The following is a 14,416-nucleotide window of genomic DNA, read 5'->3' as shown; positions in this document are numbered from 1 at the left end:
CTGCAGGCTTTTTTATGGGTGTATATGACATATATAAACCTAGTGCGCTTGAAACCTAGTGCGTTTGTAAACCTAGTGTGTCGCATAATACTGAGATGGGCTAAGCCCTAAAACACGGTGAAACATATTGCTAAAAGCGGCAGGATTTTTAAAACCCAAATCATAGGCGATTTTTTGAATGGGTTGATGGTTCATAATTTTTTCTAAGCTGAGTAAAACACAGGCATGTTGGCGCCACTGAGAAAAAGAGTAGCCTACTTCTTTTTTAAAGAGCCGACTAAAATGTCGTTCACTGACATGTAATTGCGCCGCCATGTGTTGTGGCGAATAATGAATATTCGGTTGGGCTAAAAAGGTCTGACAGGCTGCCAATAAACCTGCATGTTGTGGTAACGGTAAATGTTGTTGAATAACCTGTGCCTGTTTAAGCTCCCAGTGAATCAGCTGAAAAATCAATTGCGCATACGGATTATGCCCAGTGGGCAAAAGTGGGGCGGTCAGTAATAACTGCCGAAATAATGGCGATATTGCCAAGACTTCACAATGCTGTTGCTGACGTGGGCAATGTTCAGGACGTATATACAGACTACAGGTGCGTACTTTGTACATGGTTAATTGGTGAGATACCTGTGGTGGAATCCAGACCGCACGTTCAGGCGGAATAATCCAGTTACCATCTGGTGTTTCAATCTGAATCACTCCTTGTGCACCATATAATAATTGCGCACGCTGGTGATGATGGGATGGCAATAATTGATGATCGGCATATTGATTTTCAATGGCGATGATCTGTTGCGGCAAATGTTCGACACTATGAATAGAGACTTGTTTCATAATCATGTCTGATTGGCGTAATTGAATGCTGAATATAACAAATTTATGCGCTATATCGCTGTTTAAACTATTTACTCTCTGGGTGATTGAATAGGTTGTGACACTTTATGGAGCTTTATGTCTTAATGTTTATTGCTGGCATTATCAGCGGTATTCTGACCTTATTATTTGGATTTGGTGGTGGTTTTGTCATTGTCCCTTTGGTCTATGCAAGTATTCGTTATGCCATGCCACCAGACAGTTTGGCTTATGATTTAGCCTTTAAAAGTGCTGTTGCTACCTCTTTATTATTGATGGTGGTAAATGCCAGTTTGGCGACATATAAACAATTACAACAAGCTAATGTATTATCCCAATATATTTTTCCTCTGGCATATTGGATTGCATTGGGTGCTGTCAGTGGTACGCTGCTGGCTTTATATATCGATGCCAATCTTCTGAAATGGTTTTTTGCGATATATTTACTCATAACCATCGCTGAATGTTTATATCGTAATAGACAGGAACAGAAAAGGCGGCAACAGAACAGACGAGAATGTAATAGCGTTGCGGATGATCGGCAGCAGACCACTCAAGTACCCTATACTACGGCAGCCCGAGCATTAACTGGGGTAGAAAAAACTATTTGCGGTTGGCTGATTGGTAATATCGCTGCTGCCCTTGGAGTGGGGGGAAGTGTAATGACCGTTCCATTATTTCGTCGTTGTCATTTGAGCATGCAGCATGCTGTTGCATTAGCGAATCCATTAAGTATTCCCGTTGCCGTTGCGGGTTGCGTGAGTTATATCGTGGCTTATGTGTGGCAGCCACAAGCATTGGGTTCATATTTTATCGGTTATTTTTATTTACCCGCAGTATTTTGCTTGATTGTAGCGGGCTTGATCGGCATACGTATTGCTAGTCCATTACTTGGACGTCTATCGAATCGCTGGCATGAATGGGGCTATATTGTGTTATTAAGCAGTGTATTGCTATTGGTGATTGCGGTTTAATTGGTTTATTTGGCGATGGGTTTATTTGCTGATGTATGCCATGTCTTTATTTCGCTTAAACTGTCTATGAGATTTAGCAGAATCTGTCACTATGATTGCGAGCAAAACCCTGCACAATAATCAGCTAAAAATCAAAAAAGGAAGTATTCATGAGAATGTATCAGGTGGATGCGTTTAGCCCGGTTTTATTTCAAGGGAATCCTGCGGCTGTGATTGTTTTGCAGCAATGGTTGAGTGATACAGTGATGCAGCAAATTGCAGCAGAAAATAATTTGGCAGAGACCGCATTTGTAAAAATTATAGATGCTGTAAATTATGAGATTCGCTGGTTTAGCCCCAAAGTTGAAGTGGCATTTTGCGGACATGCCACTTTGGCGAGTGCTTATGTATTATTTAAGGATTATAGCCAAGCGAGTCAATTACAGTTTCATGTCAAGGATTTGGGTGTTTTTACGGTACAACAAGCCGCGGACGGTCGTATTGATATGGATTTTCCAATACGTCAGGCAGAGGTTTTACTGGATTATCCAGCGCAGATTCATCAAGCGATTGATCGAGAAATACTCGGGGTATATATCAATGCACAAGCTTATATTTTACTGTGTGCCTCGGCGCAAGATGTTCGAGATGCGACACCAAATTTTGAGCTAATTGCGGCATTGGCGCAACAGCAACACTGCCATACAGCGATTACTGGCTCTACCACTTCAGAGCATTTAGATGTTGCCATTACTGCTGCTGTCTCAGATACCGATCATACCGCCTATGATTATGTCGCACGTTATTTTGCACCGCATATTGGTATTCATGAAGACCCTGTCACAGGTTCATTGCATACAGCTTTGGCACCTTTTTGGGCTGAACGTTTGGGAAAAACAGCATTATGTGCTTATCAGGCTTCAGCGCGTGGCGGCACGCTCTATTGTGAAATATTAAATGCACAACGTGTGCAAATCTCTGGTTATGCATGTCTATATATGCAGGCTGAACTGAATATTTAAAAATATTCGATTAATAAAAATATGTGATTAAAAAGTTATTTAAATAATGTGATCTTCTCAGTACATTGCGTTTTTAGCCGTCATCAGTACTGAGAGTCAAAATAAATCATAAGATAGGTTATGGCTAAATTGTTGCAGCTAAAATAGCAGGGTATAAAACTAAAAATGCTTTACTGCTGAAATAACATACTACAATTGTATGCTTTTTATTGTTTAACGCGCTAAAAATTCCTGCATTGCATTAAGATGCACGTTGAAATTTTTAATTAGATCACTTGGATAGAGCATGCAACTTAGAAAGTTAAGTCTGGTCATTTGTTTAATGACTTTTAGCGCGGCTTCATGGGCAGAGACGGTTTTAGTTAAATCGCAGCATCAAATAGAAGAATATAAGTTAGATAATGGTTTACGCGTTATTTTGGCTCCCAATGATAAAGAAAATAAAGTTTATTTAAATACAGTGTATTTAACCGGGTCTTTAAATGATCCAAAATCGAAAGGTGGGCTGGCGCATCTCTTAGAACACTTGGCTTTTAAAGGCACGGTAGATGTCAAAGGTGAAGAATTTCAACGACGTTTAGATCAATATACTTTATTTACCAATGCCAGCACAGATTATCATTCAACCAAGTATATTAATGTGGTGCGCCCAGACCAAAACGCTATTGATCAAGTGCTGTATCTTGAAGCACAACGTATGGATAAACTGGTTCTGCAAGAAAAATTTGTGCCATCAGAAATCGCGATTGTGATGCGTGAACGTGAAGTGCGTATGGATCAGCCATTTTCAGTACTGATGGATCAAGTATGGAAAAACCTATATGGCAATCAATCGCTCGGTCGTTTACCGATTGGTGATTTAGATGAATTGAAATCGATTAATATGGCAGAGCTGAATCAATTTTATCGCGATTATTATGCGCCGAATAATGCCATTATTGTGGTCTCTGGTAAATTTGATAAAGCCACCATGCTAAAAAAAATCGAAGAAAAATTTGGCATCATTGCGGCACGTAAAATTGCAGAGAGCGCCAAAGTTCCAGCCTTCGATATCAATAAAATGAAGCAACGTGATTTTACGGTGCAAAAGGGTAGTGATCAAATCAAGCTCAATATGTATGTGGGCAATAAAGACCCCAATATACAATCCATTTTGGCGATCAGCCCAGCATTAATGGGTTTAGTGCCAAGTGGGCATTTATATAAGGATCTGGTTGAAACGGGTATTGCCAATGATAGCCAAGTGATTACATGGCTTGATCAAGATTTTAATTTAGTTTTTGTTGCAGCTGTTTATTCACCACAGCAAGATGTTAAAAAAATCGATCAAAGCCTGATTAAAACAGTAGAGCAAGCGAAGCCTTTTACACAAAGTGAATTAGACCGTGTCAAAAATCTAGTCAAGAACCAAGGCGATGCAATTCAAAAAGATGCCAGTGCCTTGGGTGCTCGTTTGGCAGATTATGTTGTTTCAGCCGATGGGCAATGGGATCAGTTTTTTGTTGATTTAAAACGCATAGAGAAATTGTCGTTATCAGAGTTGAATCAGCAATTAACCCATTATTTTGTTCCAGAAAAACGCTTAAGCGCACATATTTTACCAACGCCTGAAGATCAAAAGAAAGCGCAACAACAGCAAGCCGAGACTTTAAAAGCTCTCGATGAACAGGCTGCACCAGAACCTTTAAAAGATGCAGTAGAATATCGTACTGAAGCAGCTGAATATCTGAAAAAATCTCAGCAATATTTACAGCAAAGTGAACAAAAAATCCAACGTGGTCAATTTGCCAATGGTTTGCAATATGCATTATTCCCAACCAAAACGATTGATGGGAAAAGTTATGCCAAGATCACGATTCAGTTTGGAACAGCCGAAGCATTATTTAATAAAGGTCCTTTATTGGATTTAACAGCTTATTTATTATTGCGTGCTTCAGAACGTTATAGCCTACAAGATATAGCCGATAAGAGTATTGCAGCAGGTGGTTCTGCAAGTGCTGAGGCAATAGATAATGGTATTGCAATTAATATTGTTGCCAATCATGAGCAATTCGCAGATTATTTCCAATATATTGTAGAAGTCTTAAAAAACCCTAGTTTTGAACAAAGCCAATTTGATTTAATTAAGCAACAAAGTCTTTTAAGTTTAGATCGTCCTTATACGGAGCCTGAAGTGGTTGCTGCTTTAACCATGTCTCGTCTCACTGAAACGTATCAACCAGGCGATTTACGCTATCATTTTGAACCGGATCTACAGAAAAAACAGTTAGATGCCGCAACACGTGAACAAGTTCAGCAATTGTATCGTCAGTTCTTTGCCATGAATCATGCGCAAATTGCCATGACTGGTGATTTTGATCCTAAAGCAATGCAAAAGGTGCTGAAAAAGCAATTGGCAACTTGGTCGAATAAAGAAAAGTATCAACCGCTTAGTTCCAGTTATACACGTTTCCAACCACAAAAACATCATGTTTTGGCAGAGCAACGTGAGTTTGGTAATTATCAAGCTTTATTAACCATGCCTGTTAGCCAAGAACATCCAGATGCGCCTGCATTAATGGTCCTCAGTTATATTTTGGGTGATTCACAACTTTCTTCGCGTTTAGGATTAGCTTTACGTGAGCATCGTGCTTTGGTTTATGGTTTTGCAAGCCATATTAGTTTAGATGACCAAGATGAGATTGGCGCGTTATTTATAGAAGCCAATTATTCTGCGGGTAAAGCCAATGAAGTCTCTCAAGTGGTACATAAAGCCCTCGCAGATTTAGTGAAATCTGGTGTGACAGAACAGGAATTAGCCGCAGCGAAGGCGAATATTTTGAAAAAACGTGTAACGCGTTTAGAGGATGACCGCGCGATTCACGCTATGTTAAATCACCAATTACGCTATAACAAAAAAATGGCAGATCGTGCAGTACGAGATCAAGCCTTTGCACGATTAACCACAGCAGATTTACATAATGTGATTCGCAAATATATTAAACCAGAGCAATTACTCGAAGTTATGGCGGATCAATATGGTCAGGATAATCAGGATATTCAACCTGCCGCCATTCAGTCTAAATAAGCACTTAAATCTTTCATCTATGGATGACTTATCGATAGCTCTGTGATTTAAAAAATCTATATCAATAAAATGCGACCCTGCCAAATCGGTGGGGTCGCATTTTATGGGCACTATTATTCAGATCCAGTACCGATGGAATGTGCTGACTCAGTGATTATGTGAGTGGTCATGGTCTTTATTACTATGAAATTCCTCATTGCGGCGGAATCTTAAATAATTTTCAAATTGCTCGCAGTATTCGTCGTAATTGTCTTCTAACATTAATTGGAATTGCTGCAAGATATAACTCATGACTTGTTCTTTGGCTGCCCGCATTTCATCACCATCTGTGAAATTATTGGCAGCAACCCAAGTATTGAAACGTGCGGTAGCAAATAACATGGCGGCACTGACTTGACCACGGATCTCATGAGGTTTGGCTGATGTTTGCGTTTGACCGGCAACTGGACGACAAAACTCATTGGCTTGTTGAATAAATTTGTCGGCGCGCTCAAAAAAAACCGCATTTAAAGCGTCTTCTTCGGTGACATCCGTAGCATTAATTTTTTGAGACATGACAATTTCCAAATATGAATTACAGCCACATTATAGGCAAAGCCTTGCTTAAACTAAACCTTTGTCTTATCGTTGAATAGCCTAAGCAAATATAAATGAGAGTCGCCATGCAAGATGCTATCGCCGTACAGGATCTCAAACAAGATATTGCCTTATTAAAACAAAATATTTGGCCTCCTACTGAATTGGCAGTGGTGCAGGGCTTACCGATTTATTATGCCCATCCTGCAGCTGCGGATGCTTATTTTCAGCAATGGCTGCCCTTGATTGAGCGTGCGCAAGATTTATATCAACCCTTTATGCAGGAAGAGTGCATTGATCAGGTACATTTGCCCAGTCATTTAAATTTGCCCATTTTCTTTTTTAATGTAGACCGGATTCGGATTAATCGTACCTTTGCTAAGGAATCAAAAAGTTTTCGTAGTGTCGCCAGCGCTGTGGAGCGTTGTGGTCAATTTGAAGCAGCAGAAATACAAGCCATGCAGCATTGGTTACAACAGGATGAACAGGCGGTCTTGGTGGCGCATAGAGAGTTTATTGACTTAAGAACCTATGTTTTTCAGCATGGGCAAAGCGAATATACCCGTACACGTTTTTATTTAAATGGCATCGTATTAAGTATTGCTGCTGATTTCGCCATTATTGATGCACGTGATAAACCCCGTAAACGACGCAGTGATTGTTATCAAGATGCTTTGGCGGATAATCAAACTTGGAAAATATTTGGTAAAATCCGCTAAAGATAGTCAAGGTCTATGGGCTTGAGGCTCGACTAAAGTTGACTAGGTCTCAAGATAGAAAGCAGTTACAACCTATATTTAAGACATGGATGATGCACTGTATAAAATGAATTTACTTCCGAATATTTCTAAAACAATTTTACACTCTTTTATTTTTGCTTTGGGGGGAACACCAACCTTGGCGATGTGGCTGAGTGAACGACAAACTCAGCAGCCTGAGCAATTCATGGCCTATTTTGTGAGTCTGACGGTTTTGATTGCTTGTATTATTTTTCCGGTTGTTTTTATTCAAAATAGTTTCTTATTATGGAAGCGATTAGACCCCAATATTGATAATAAAATAACAAAACTCAGTTATTTTTATTTAATTTTGAATATAATATGTATGATTTACTGGATAACAAAAGTCTGGCTCATGCGCTAAAGCTTAGCGTAGTGATACAGATATATATCGCGATACATGTTTGGATAATACCCATAAATCATTTAGAATTATGCGCGTAATATTTTGGAGTTTTTTTATGAATAATAAGCTGTTGATGGCTCTATCTGCAGCCGCGGTGATCACCGTTTCTGGTTGTACCACCATGGCGGAAATGGCTGGAGCAGATACTGCATCTTTAAATGTCATGGCCACTGAAGGATTTAATAAAACTGTACAAGAAGCCCGTGGCAATAAAACCTTAGACACAAGTTCTGCGACTTATCGCCGTATTAATACAGTATTTAATAATTTACGTCCTTATGCAGACCAGCTCAATCAAACGGGTGAGAAATTTGATTGGCAATTGGCTGTTTTGAAATCTGATACTGTCAATGCCTATGTTGCACCGGGTGGTAAAGTGGTGTTTTATACCGGAATTGTCAATAAGCTAAACCTTACTGATGCTGAGATTGCGGCAGTTATGGGGCATGAAATGACACATGCTCTGGAAGAGCATTCTAAGAGTAAAATCGGTGCACAGGCTTTGACCAATATGGCAATTGGCATTGGTAAAAGTTATGCTGGTGCCAGTATCGGGGATCTTGGTTCTGCCGCTCTCGATTTCGGTGCCCAAGTCGGTGTTGGCTTACCTTATTCACGTAACCTCGAAAGTCGTGCTGACCAAGGTGGTCTCATGATTATGGCGCGTGCGGGTTATAATCCCCAAGCAGCGATTAGCCTTTGGGAAAAAATGAATAAATTAGATGGCGGCGGAAGTGGTACATCTTTCTTATCAACCCACCCATCAAATACACAACGTATTGAAGCAATGCGTAAAAATTTAGCTGCAGCACAAACTGTTTATAATCAAAGTTCTGTAAAACGCTAAATTATAGTTTTAATGCTGTATACAATTAAACCTCATGGGATACATGAGGTTTTTTTGTGCAAGATCTTAGGCTAGGGTTAAGCTTTGTCTTGTAATTCGCGCAATTGTGTTGCACCAATCCAGTGTTTTGAAAATTGATAAGCTGCGCGTCCTGAGCGTTGCCCACGACTTTGACACCATTGTAAGCTAGCTAAACGTGTTTCTTCGTCAAAAGCAAGTCCAACTTTTGCCAAATAGTGTTCAACAATTTCTAAATACAGCCCTTGGTCCATTGGATAAAAAGAAAGCCATAAGCCAAAGCGATCAGAGAGTGAAATTTTTTCTTCAATGGCTTCTTGTGGATGTAACTCTTTGTATTGTGGTACATCTACTTTGGTTACAGGCGTATTCTCATGCATGAATTCCGGCAGTAGGTGTCTACGGTTACTGGTTGCATAAATAATAAAATTACTTGAACCAGACTGTAAAGAACCATCTAATACACTCTTTAAACTACGATAATTTTCATCTTCAGCATTAAAAGCGAGATCATCACAATACACAATGTATTTTTCTGGGCGATCGGCAATCAGTTGTTGGATCAGTGCCAGATCTGCTAAATCATCACGTTCAATTTCGATCAGGCGTAGCCCCTGATCATGATATGCGGTGAGCAAGGCACGTACCACAGAAGATTTTCCTGTACCACGGGAGCCAGTCAACAAAATATCATTCGCGGCAAAACCATATAAAAATTGCTCGGTATTTTGCAGAATTTTCTGCTTTTGTCGTTCGATCCCTTTGAGATCGTCTAAGTAGACTTTTTTAGGGTGGTAGATTGCTTTTAATTGCTGATCCTCCCAACGAAAAGCTGGCGCCGAGAAGTCCGGTGCTTGCTTGATGGCAGGAAGGCTTTGTTGCAATTGTTGTAATACGCTTGCCAATGCATCAAGCAAGGTATCGGGTAATTCAATTTTTGCCATAATTTTTTGCCATAATAATGAAGTGGTTGTTGCGGAATTAACCATGTTAGCACCACAATCAAATAAAATCATAACTTTGAAATTCAAGCATATTGAAAATAGCAATGAAATAATGCTTTATGCGCTATCGAGAAAATTATATGATCTTAACGCTTATTATAGGTTGGAATTGATATATAGATGTATTGGCGATATGGTCAGAACTGATTCAGACCTATGTTCTAGATCAGTGATAAGATAATGCAATGGAACGAATGCAACAACAATATTCGAGGTACATATGATCTTAGATGTTACTCGCGATCTCAATCCTCATCAGATGTACCGCGTTAAGAAATTAAAACGGCAGCTCGATAAAGCATCTTGTTATGCAGAATGGAAGAGTATTGCACTAAAACTAGATGAAGAAACAGGTGCGCAGACTTGGAAATATGACAATAGCTCACCTTATTTTGATGCCGATATTATTAGTCATCGCTTAAATTTATTACGCCGTTATCGGCAGCAACAACGTACAGTTGATTTGATCTATATTTTAAGAGAAGGCTTTAGTTATGATGTTGCCAATATCGGTCATCCCATGTTGTATAACTCAAGCTATATTGGCACTAAAAAAATTATTGAAGACTATATTGAGGCGGTGAGTTTAGCACTAGAGTTTATTGCATCAGAAAAATGTGAAAATCTAAGTGTAACGCAAAAAAAGCAGTTTTTTGAACACTGCCAAAAAGCCTATGGTCAACCGGCACTGATGTTTTCTGGTGGCGCAACATTGGGGCTATTTCATACTGGTGTGTGCAAGGCTTTAATGGAACAAGATTTAATGCCCAATGTCTTATCTGGCTCTAGTGCGGGTGCTATTATGACGGCCATGTTGGGCGTCTCTAAGCCTGAAGATGTGGCTGATATATTATCAGGCGAACATTTTTATAGTAAGGCTTTTCATTTTAGACCGATCAGAGATATTTTACAGCGCCGTGGTGGCTTGGCGGATGTGCAATATTTAAAGAAATTTTTAATAGAAAATCTTGGTGATTTAACCTTTGAAGAAGCTTATGCACGTTCTGGTTTAGATATTAACGTCACGGTTGCACCTTTTGATTTATCTCAAGAAGGCGCACGGATTATGAACCGCTATACTTCACCTGATTTGCTGGTGTGGAGTGCAGTATTGGCTTCCTGCGCAGTACCATTTTTATTTGCACCTGTACGCTTAGTGAGTAAACGTTATGATGGGGTGCATACACCTTATTTAGCCAATACGCGTTGGGTTGATGGCAGTGTACATAGTGATTTTCCACAAGAGCGTATGTCCCGTCTTTATAATTTAAACTACACCATTGCCAGTCAAGTGAATCCACATATTGTGCCCTTTATGCAAAGTGATGAAGAGCGCTTTCGGAAAAACCTTTTGAGTTGGCCAGAGCGTATATTACGTAAGCAAGTCAAAAGCATGAGTATGAGTGCAATGGATTTTACCCGGAGTCGGATGGGGCGTATTCCGGCAGTACGTCGTATGCTGGATCATGGTTATGGCGTGGTTGATCAACGTTATTATGGTGATGTAAATATTATTGGTAAATATAGCCTACAGCATTATACCTATATGCTGCAAAACCCTCGTCCAGAGTTATTTCATTTGTTACAAGGTGAAGGGGAACGTGCAACATGGCCAAAAATTTCGAGCATTGAAATTCATGCCCGTATTGGTAAAACCATACAGCATTGTTTACAAGCCATTTACACACAAAAAGATTGTCAGGATATGAGCACGCCAGCGACGGCTTGAACATGATGCTTTTCGATACAACACCCGATGGATATGCACCACGTAATGCGCCAGCCAGCCAAGCATTGGGGCGGCGCGTTTATCGTGTGTCTATACATGGACAATACTATTGGCTGAAACTACAGTTAAAAAACAGCAATGCCAAAGCAGAACATAGTTTTTTATATGAGTTAAGTCTTTATCAGCACTTTGCGGCACAACACTTAGAACCCTGTTATTTACCTTTTGAGATTGTTGCAGTCGCAGATTTAAATGATCCAAATTTGAATAAACTTGCTTTGCATGAACAGGGGCTTTTATTACCCGACAGCGCTGCACATTTTGCGACTAACCCTATTTTGCTGAGTGCTGATCAACGTATTCATCTTTGTTTACAGAGTTTAGATGCTGTCGCAAGATTACATCAACTGGGCTATGTCCATGGCGATTTAAAAATTCAACATTTACGGCATTATGCGGGGCATTGTCGTTTCATTGATTTTGAATATTGTTTTCAGGCGGGGCAATATCAGGTCGGACATCAAGTGGAACAAAATCAGGTTGGACAAAATAACCTAGCATGTCAACATGGGTCGCCACGCTATATGGCGCCAGAGCTATTTAATGGCGAGCGCTGTAGTGTGCGGAGTGATATTTACGCTTTGGGAATAATTTGGCTACAATGGCTGCAACAGCAATATTTATACGCACAGGATTACCAAGCTTGGCGGCATATGCATCAGCAGGGGATTTACATTGATTTGGCTGTTGCATTACAAGATTTTCATGCGTTGTTGGGTTTAATGCTCACCGTCGATCCAAATCGGAGATTGCAAGATATAGCGCAAGTAAAACAAGCATTAATCTCTATTCTGCTGTAATTTAAAATGACTCAGAACTTTGTTTCATATTTAGACAAACAAGCGGATTTTTCTTAAAAAAGGCTTGTCAGTTGAGGGTGATCTCTATAATATACACAGCCATCGGGGGCGTGGCGAAATTGGTAGACGCACTGGATTTAGGTTCCAGCGCCGCAAGGTGTAAGAGTTCGAGTCTCTTCGCCCCCACCATCTAAACAGTTTTACATTGTATATAACTGTATTAGATATTAGAGGATTGGTGTAATGGTAGCATGACGGTCTCCAAAACCGTTCGTCAAGGTTCGAGTCCTTGATCCTCTGCCAGATATTTTGATTGTAGTAAATTTCAATATTCTGTATTTAGGCAGTTTATTGGGGGCGTGGCGAAATTGGTAGACGCACTGGATTTAGGTTCCAGCGCCGCAAGGTGTAAGAGTTCGAGTCTCTTCGCCCCCACCATATTTAAGGCAGACCGAAGCGTCTGTCTTTTTTTATGCTTAATTTTTGTCTGCGTACATCTGTTGTTGCATGCTGTTATGGTCATAAGCCAAAAGCAATAAACCAAAAGAAGTAAGCCAAAACAGTAGGGATCAGAATAGAGTGCTGTCATTTAGAATAAATGATTTGTAGTCAATATGGGGCTAAATAAAAGAAAAGGCATTCCGTTTCAGAAATGCCTTTATACGATGTTTACCATAATGCGCATTGCTTCAGTCGAAACTGAAAATATTATTTTAAAACTTTGATACTAGACGACTGTAATACTAGAAGGTTTTGATAGTAGATTTTGGAGATTAAGCTTTTAAATGATCTTCAAACTCTTCACCCAACTGCATCGCCAAAGAATTTCCAGAAAGGTCGCAGGTGACTAAACCGTATTCTTTTTTAAAACTAAAGGTAAAACCTCGATCATCGGCTAAGTTTCTCACTGAATAACCAAGTTTTTCTAACCAAATTCTAAAGGCAATTAAATTTTTAGCTTTTACCACTTTTTTCACGGCAAAACTCCTTTTAAATAATCTCTAAAATACATAGGGATTCTATGCGCTATTTTAAAGGGCTAAATGCTTATCTAAACAGCATTTATGGCGAGCTTGATGTAACAAATCATGTCGCATGGTCGCGTTAAGGCGCTGCCTTGATTAGACCTTCTGGTTAAAATTGATCTTTGAGTTGGCGAATATGTGCGAGTTCTTCACTATTTTGCACTCTTAAAAATGGATTCGTCGCGCGTTCCAGTGCAATGCTACTCGGTAAGGTAATTTGTGCCTGTTGTTGTAATTGCTGTACTTGCGCAAAGCGTTGTTGTAGTGCGCTATTATCTGGATCAAGATGTATAGCAAACATGGCGTTGGATAGGGTGTATTCGTGGCTACAATATACCAAGGTATCTGCTGGCAGTGCTGCAAGCTGTTGTAAGGATTGATACATCTGTTGTGCAGTTCCTTCAAAAATCCGACCACAGCCCATGGCAAATAGTGTATCGCCACAAAATAAACTCTGTATGCCTTTAGCATAAAAGGCAATATGCCCCAGTGTATGTCCAGGGATGCTGAGAACATCAACTTTTAGATCATGAAAATAAATCTGAGCATCTTGTTGTACAGGGTGAGTGATAAAAGGAATTTTATGTTGTTCTAATGCTGGACCATATACTGCAATTGAGCGAGTTTTGAGTAATTCAGGTGCGCCACCAACATGGTCTTTATGCCAGTGTGTTAGCCAAATCTGTGAGATATGTAGATGGTGTTGTTGACAATAATCTTCAACGAGCGTGGCTTCAGTAGGATCAATCACCACAACATCCTGACTAGGACAATGCTCCACCAGCCATATGTAGTTTTTAAGTGCATTTTTGACATCAATCACGTGGACTTTATAAGACATCCCTTTACTCCTGATCATACTGTGGCAGATTGCTGCATGAGAACATGTACTGTGTCTAGCCAAAAAAAGTATTTCATTATATACCGCATCTGAGTAGCTATGTATTGGCTCAGCCACGATCTTGGTGTAGTACTTTTCTTTTAAGCTTTAATACGCAGTAAGTTTGTCTTTTTATGTACATTTTTAAAATTTATATACACTATAAAAATGATGTTTAATGACATCGTTAATTTTTCTAGATTATGTTGTAATCTTGCGTGTGAACATGGTGAAATGCTATTTAAGCTCATGCTTATTTTGGCGTATAAGCTATATATGTACAGCATTTGAGTTTTTTCTCAGCAAATGTTTTTTCTATTTGTTTAATATTTCATCGCTTGTGCAGGATCGCTTAAACTTTGTTGTCTAAGTTTAATCTCGCTATGTTACGATCTATA

Annotated in this window: 13 protein-coding genes and 3 tRNA genes; 11 read left to right on the top strand and 5 right to left on the bottom strand. The window is 39.6% G+C overall.

Going from position 1 to position 14,416, the window contains the following annotated elements; translation table 11 throughout:
- Nucleotides 1-72 precede the first annotated feature (72 nt).
- Nucleotides 73-834 carry an AraC family transcriptional regulator gene (locus BFG52_RS11735; protein WP_067556370.1) on the bottom strand — a complete coding sequence of 254 codons (762 nt, stop codon included), beginning with the start codon at nt 832-834 and terminating at the stop codon, nt 73-75.
- A 107-nt stretch (nt 835-941) separates the two neighbouring features.
- Here BFG52_RS11735 and BFG52_RS11730 point away from each other — a divergent pair, with 107 nt between their 5' ends.
- The 3 genes from BFG52_RS11730 (at nt 942) to BFG52_RS11720 (ending at nt 5,894) form a co-directional block, all read left to right on the top strand.
- Complete coding sequence (locus BFG52_RS11730; RefSeq protein ID WP_067556368.1) at nt 942-1,826, top strand: sulfite exporter TauE/SafE family protein; 885 nt, start codon at nt 942-944, stop codon at nt 1,824-1,826.
- Between the two features lie 149 nt (nt 1,827-1,975).
- The gene (locus BFG52_RS11725) at nt 1,976-2,827 is read left to right on the top strand and encodes a PhzF family phenazine biosynthesis protein (protein ID WP_067556365.1); all 852 of its coding nucleotides are present in this window, start codon (nt 1,976-1,978) and stop codon (nt 2,825-2,827) included.
- A 286-nt stretch (nt 2,828-3,113) separates the two neighbouring features.
- Nucleotides 3,114-5,894: a M16 family metallopeptidase gene (locus tag BFG52_RS11720; protein WP_067556362.1), complete on the top strand. Its 2,781-nt coding sequence runs from the start codon at nt 3,114-3,116 to the stop codon at nt 5,892-5,894.
- Between the two features lie 147 nt (nt 5,895-6,041).
- On the opposite strand, the gene BFG52_RS11715 is transcribed toward BFG52_RS11720, so the two are convergent.
- Complete coding sequence (locus tag BFG52_RS11715) at nt 6,042-6,449, bottom strand: DUF3144 domain-containing protein (protein ID WP_067556359.1); 408 nt, start codon at nt 6,447-6,449, stop codon at nt 6,042-6,044.
- A gap of 107 nt (nt 6,450-6,556) precedes the next feature.
- On the opposite strand from BFG52_RS11715, the gene BFG52_RS11710 reads away from it, so the two are divergent.
- The 3 genes from BFG52_RS11710 (at nt 6,557) to BFG52_RS11700 (ending at nt 8,502) form a co-directional block, all read left to right on the top strand.
- Nucleotides 6,557-7,189 (top strand): hypothetical protein, encoded by a 633-nt coding sequence (locus BFG52_RS11710; protein ID WP_067556358.1) that lies wholly within the window; start codon nt 6,557-6,559, stop codon nt 7,187-7,189.
- A gap of 106 nt (nt 7,190-7,295) precedes the next feature.
- Nucleotides 7,296-7,613 (top strand): hypothetical protein, encoded by a 318-nt coding sequence (locus BFG52_RS11705; RefSeq protein ID WP_067559508.1) that lies wholly within the window; start codon nt 7,296-7,298, stop codon nt 7,611-7,613.
- Nucleotides 7,614-7,710: 97 nt separating this feature from the next.
- Nucleotides 7,711-8,502, top strand: a complete 792-nt coding sequence (locus tag BFG52_RS11700) for a M48 family metallopeptidase (RefSeq protein ID WP_067556356.1) — start codon at nt 7,711-7,713, stop codon at nt 8,500-8,502.
- Nucleotides 8,503-8,579: 77 nt separating this feature from the next.
- On the opposite strand, the gene BFG52_RS11695 is transcribed toward BFG52_RS11700, so the two are convergent.
- Entirely contained in the window at nt 8,580-9,464 is an 885-nt protein-coding gene (locus BFG52_RS11695) for an ATP-binding protein (protein WP_067559505.1), read from the bottom strand.
- A 280-nt stretch (nt 9,465-9,744) separates the two neighbouring features.
- Here BFG52_RS11695 and BFG52_RS11690 point away from each other — a divergent pair, with 280 nt between their 5' ends.
- From BFG52_RS11690 to BFG52_RS11670, 5 genes are all read left to right on the top strand, one after another.
- Nucleotides 9,745-11,253, top strand: a complete 1,509-nt coding sequence (locus tag BFG52_RS11690; RefSeq protein ID WP_067556354.1) for a DUF3336 domain-containing protein — start codon at nt 9,745-9,747, stop codon at nt 11,251-11,253.
- A 2-nt stretch (nt 11,254-11,255) separates the two neighbouring features.
- The gene (locus tag BFG52_RS11685) at nt 11,256-12,113 is read left to right on the top strand and encodes a protein kinase domain-containing protein (protein ID WP_067556351.1); all 858 of its coding nucleotides are present in this window, start codon (nt 11,256-11,258) and stop codon (nt 12,111-12,113) included.
- 104 nt (nt 12,114-12,217) lie between these two features.
- Nucleotides 12,218-12,302 (top strand) — tRNA-Leu (locus tag BFG52_RS11680).
- A gap of 40 nt (nt 12,303-12,342) precedes the next feature.
- Nucleotides 12,343-12,416, top strand: a tRNA-Trp gene (locus BFG52_RS11675).
- 50 nt (nt 12,417-12,466) lie between these two features.
- Nucleotides 12,467-12,551, top strand: a tRNA-Leu gene (locus BFG52_RS11670).
- A gap of 335 nt (nt 12,552-12,886) precedes the next feature.
- On the opposite strand, the gene BFG52_RS11665 is transcribed toward BFG52_RS11670, so the two are convergent.
- Together BFG52_RS11665 and gloB are read right to left on the bottom strand one after the other, a co-directional pair.
- A complete protein-coding gene (locus tag BFG52_RS11665) occupies nt 12,887-13,090 on the bottom strand; it encodes a hypothetical protein (protein WP_067556348.1) in 204 nt (67 codons plus the stop codon).
- Between the two features lie 157 nt (nt 13,091-13,247).
- On the bottom strand, nt 13,248-13,979 hold the full coding sequence (gloB, locus tag BFG52_RS11660) for a hydroxyacylglutathione hydrolase (protein WP_067556345.1): 732 nt from the start codon (nt 13,977-13,979) through the stop codon (nt 13,248-13,250).
- Between the last annotated feature and the right edge of the window lie 437 nt (nt 13,980-14,416).

The sequence above is a fragment of the Acinetobacter larvae genome, from assembly GCF_001704115.1.
Classification (GTDB): domain Bacteria; phylum Pseudomonadota; class Gammaproteobacteria; order Pseudomonadales; family Moraxellaceae; genus Acinetobacter; species Acinetobacter larvae.
The sequence above is the reverse complement of the archived record's forward strand: the minus strand, read 5'-3'. Positions and strand labels throughout refer to the sequence as shown.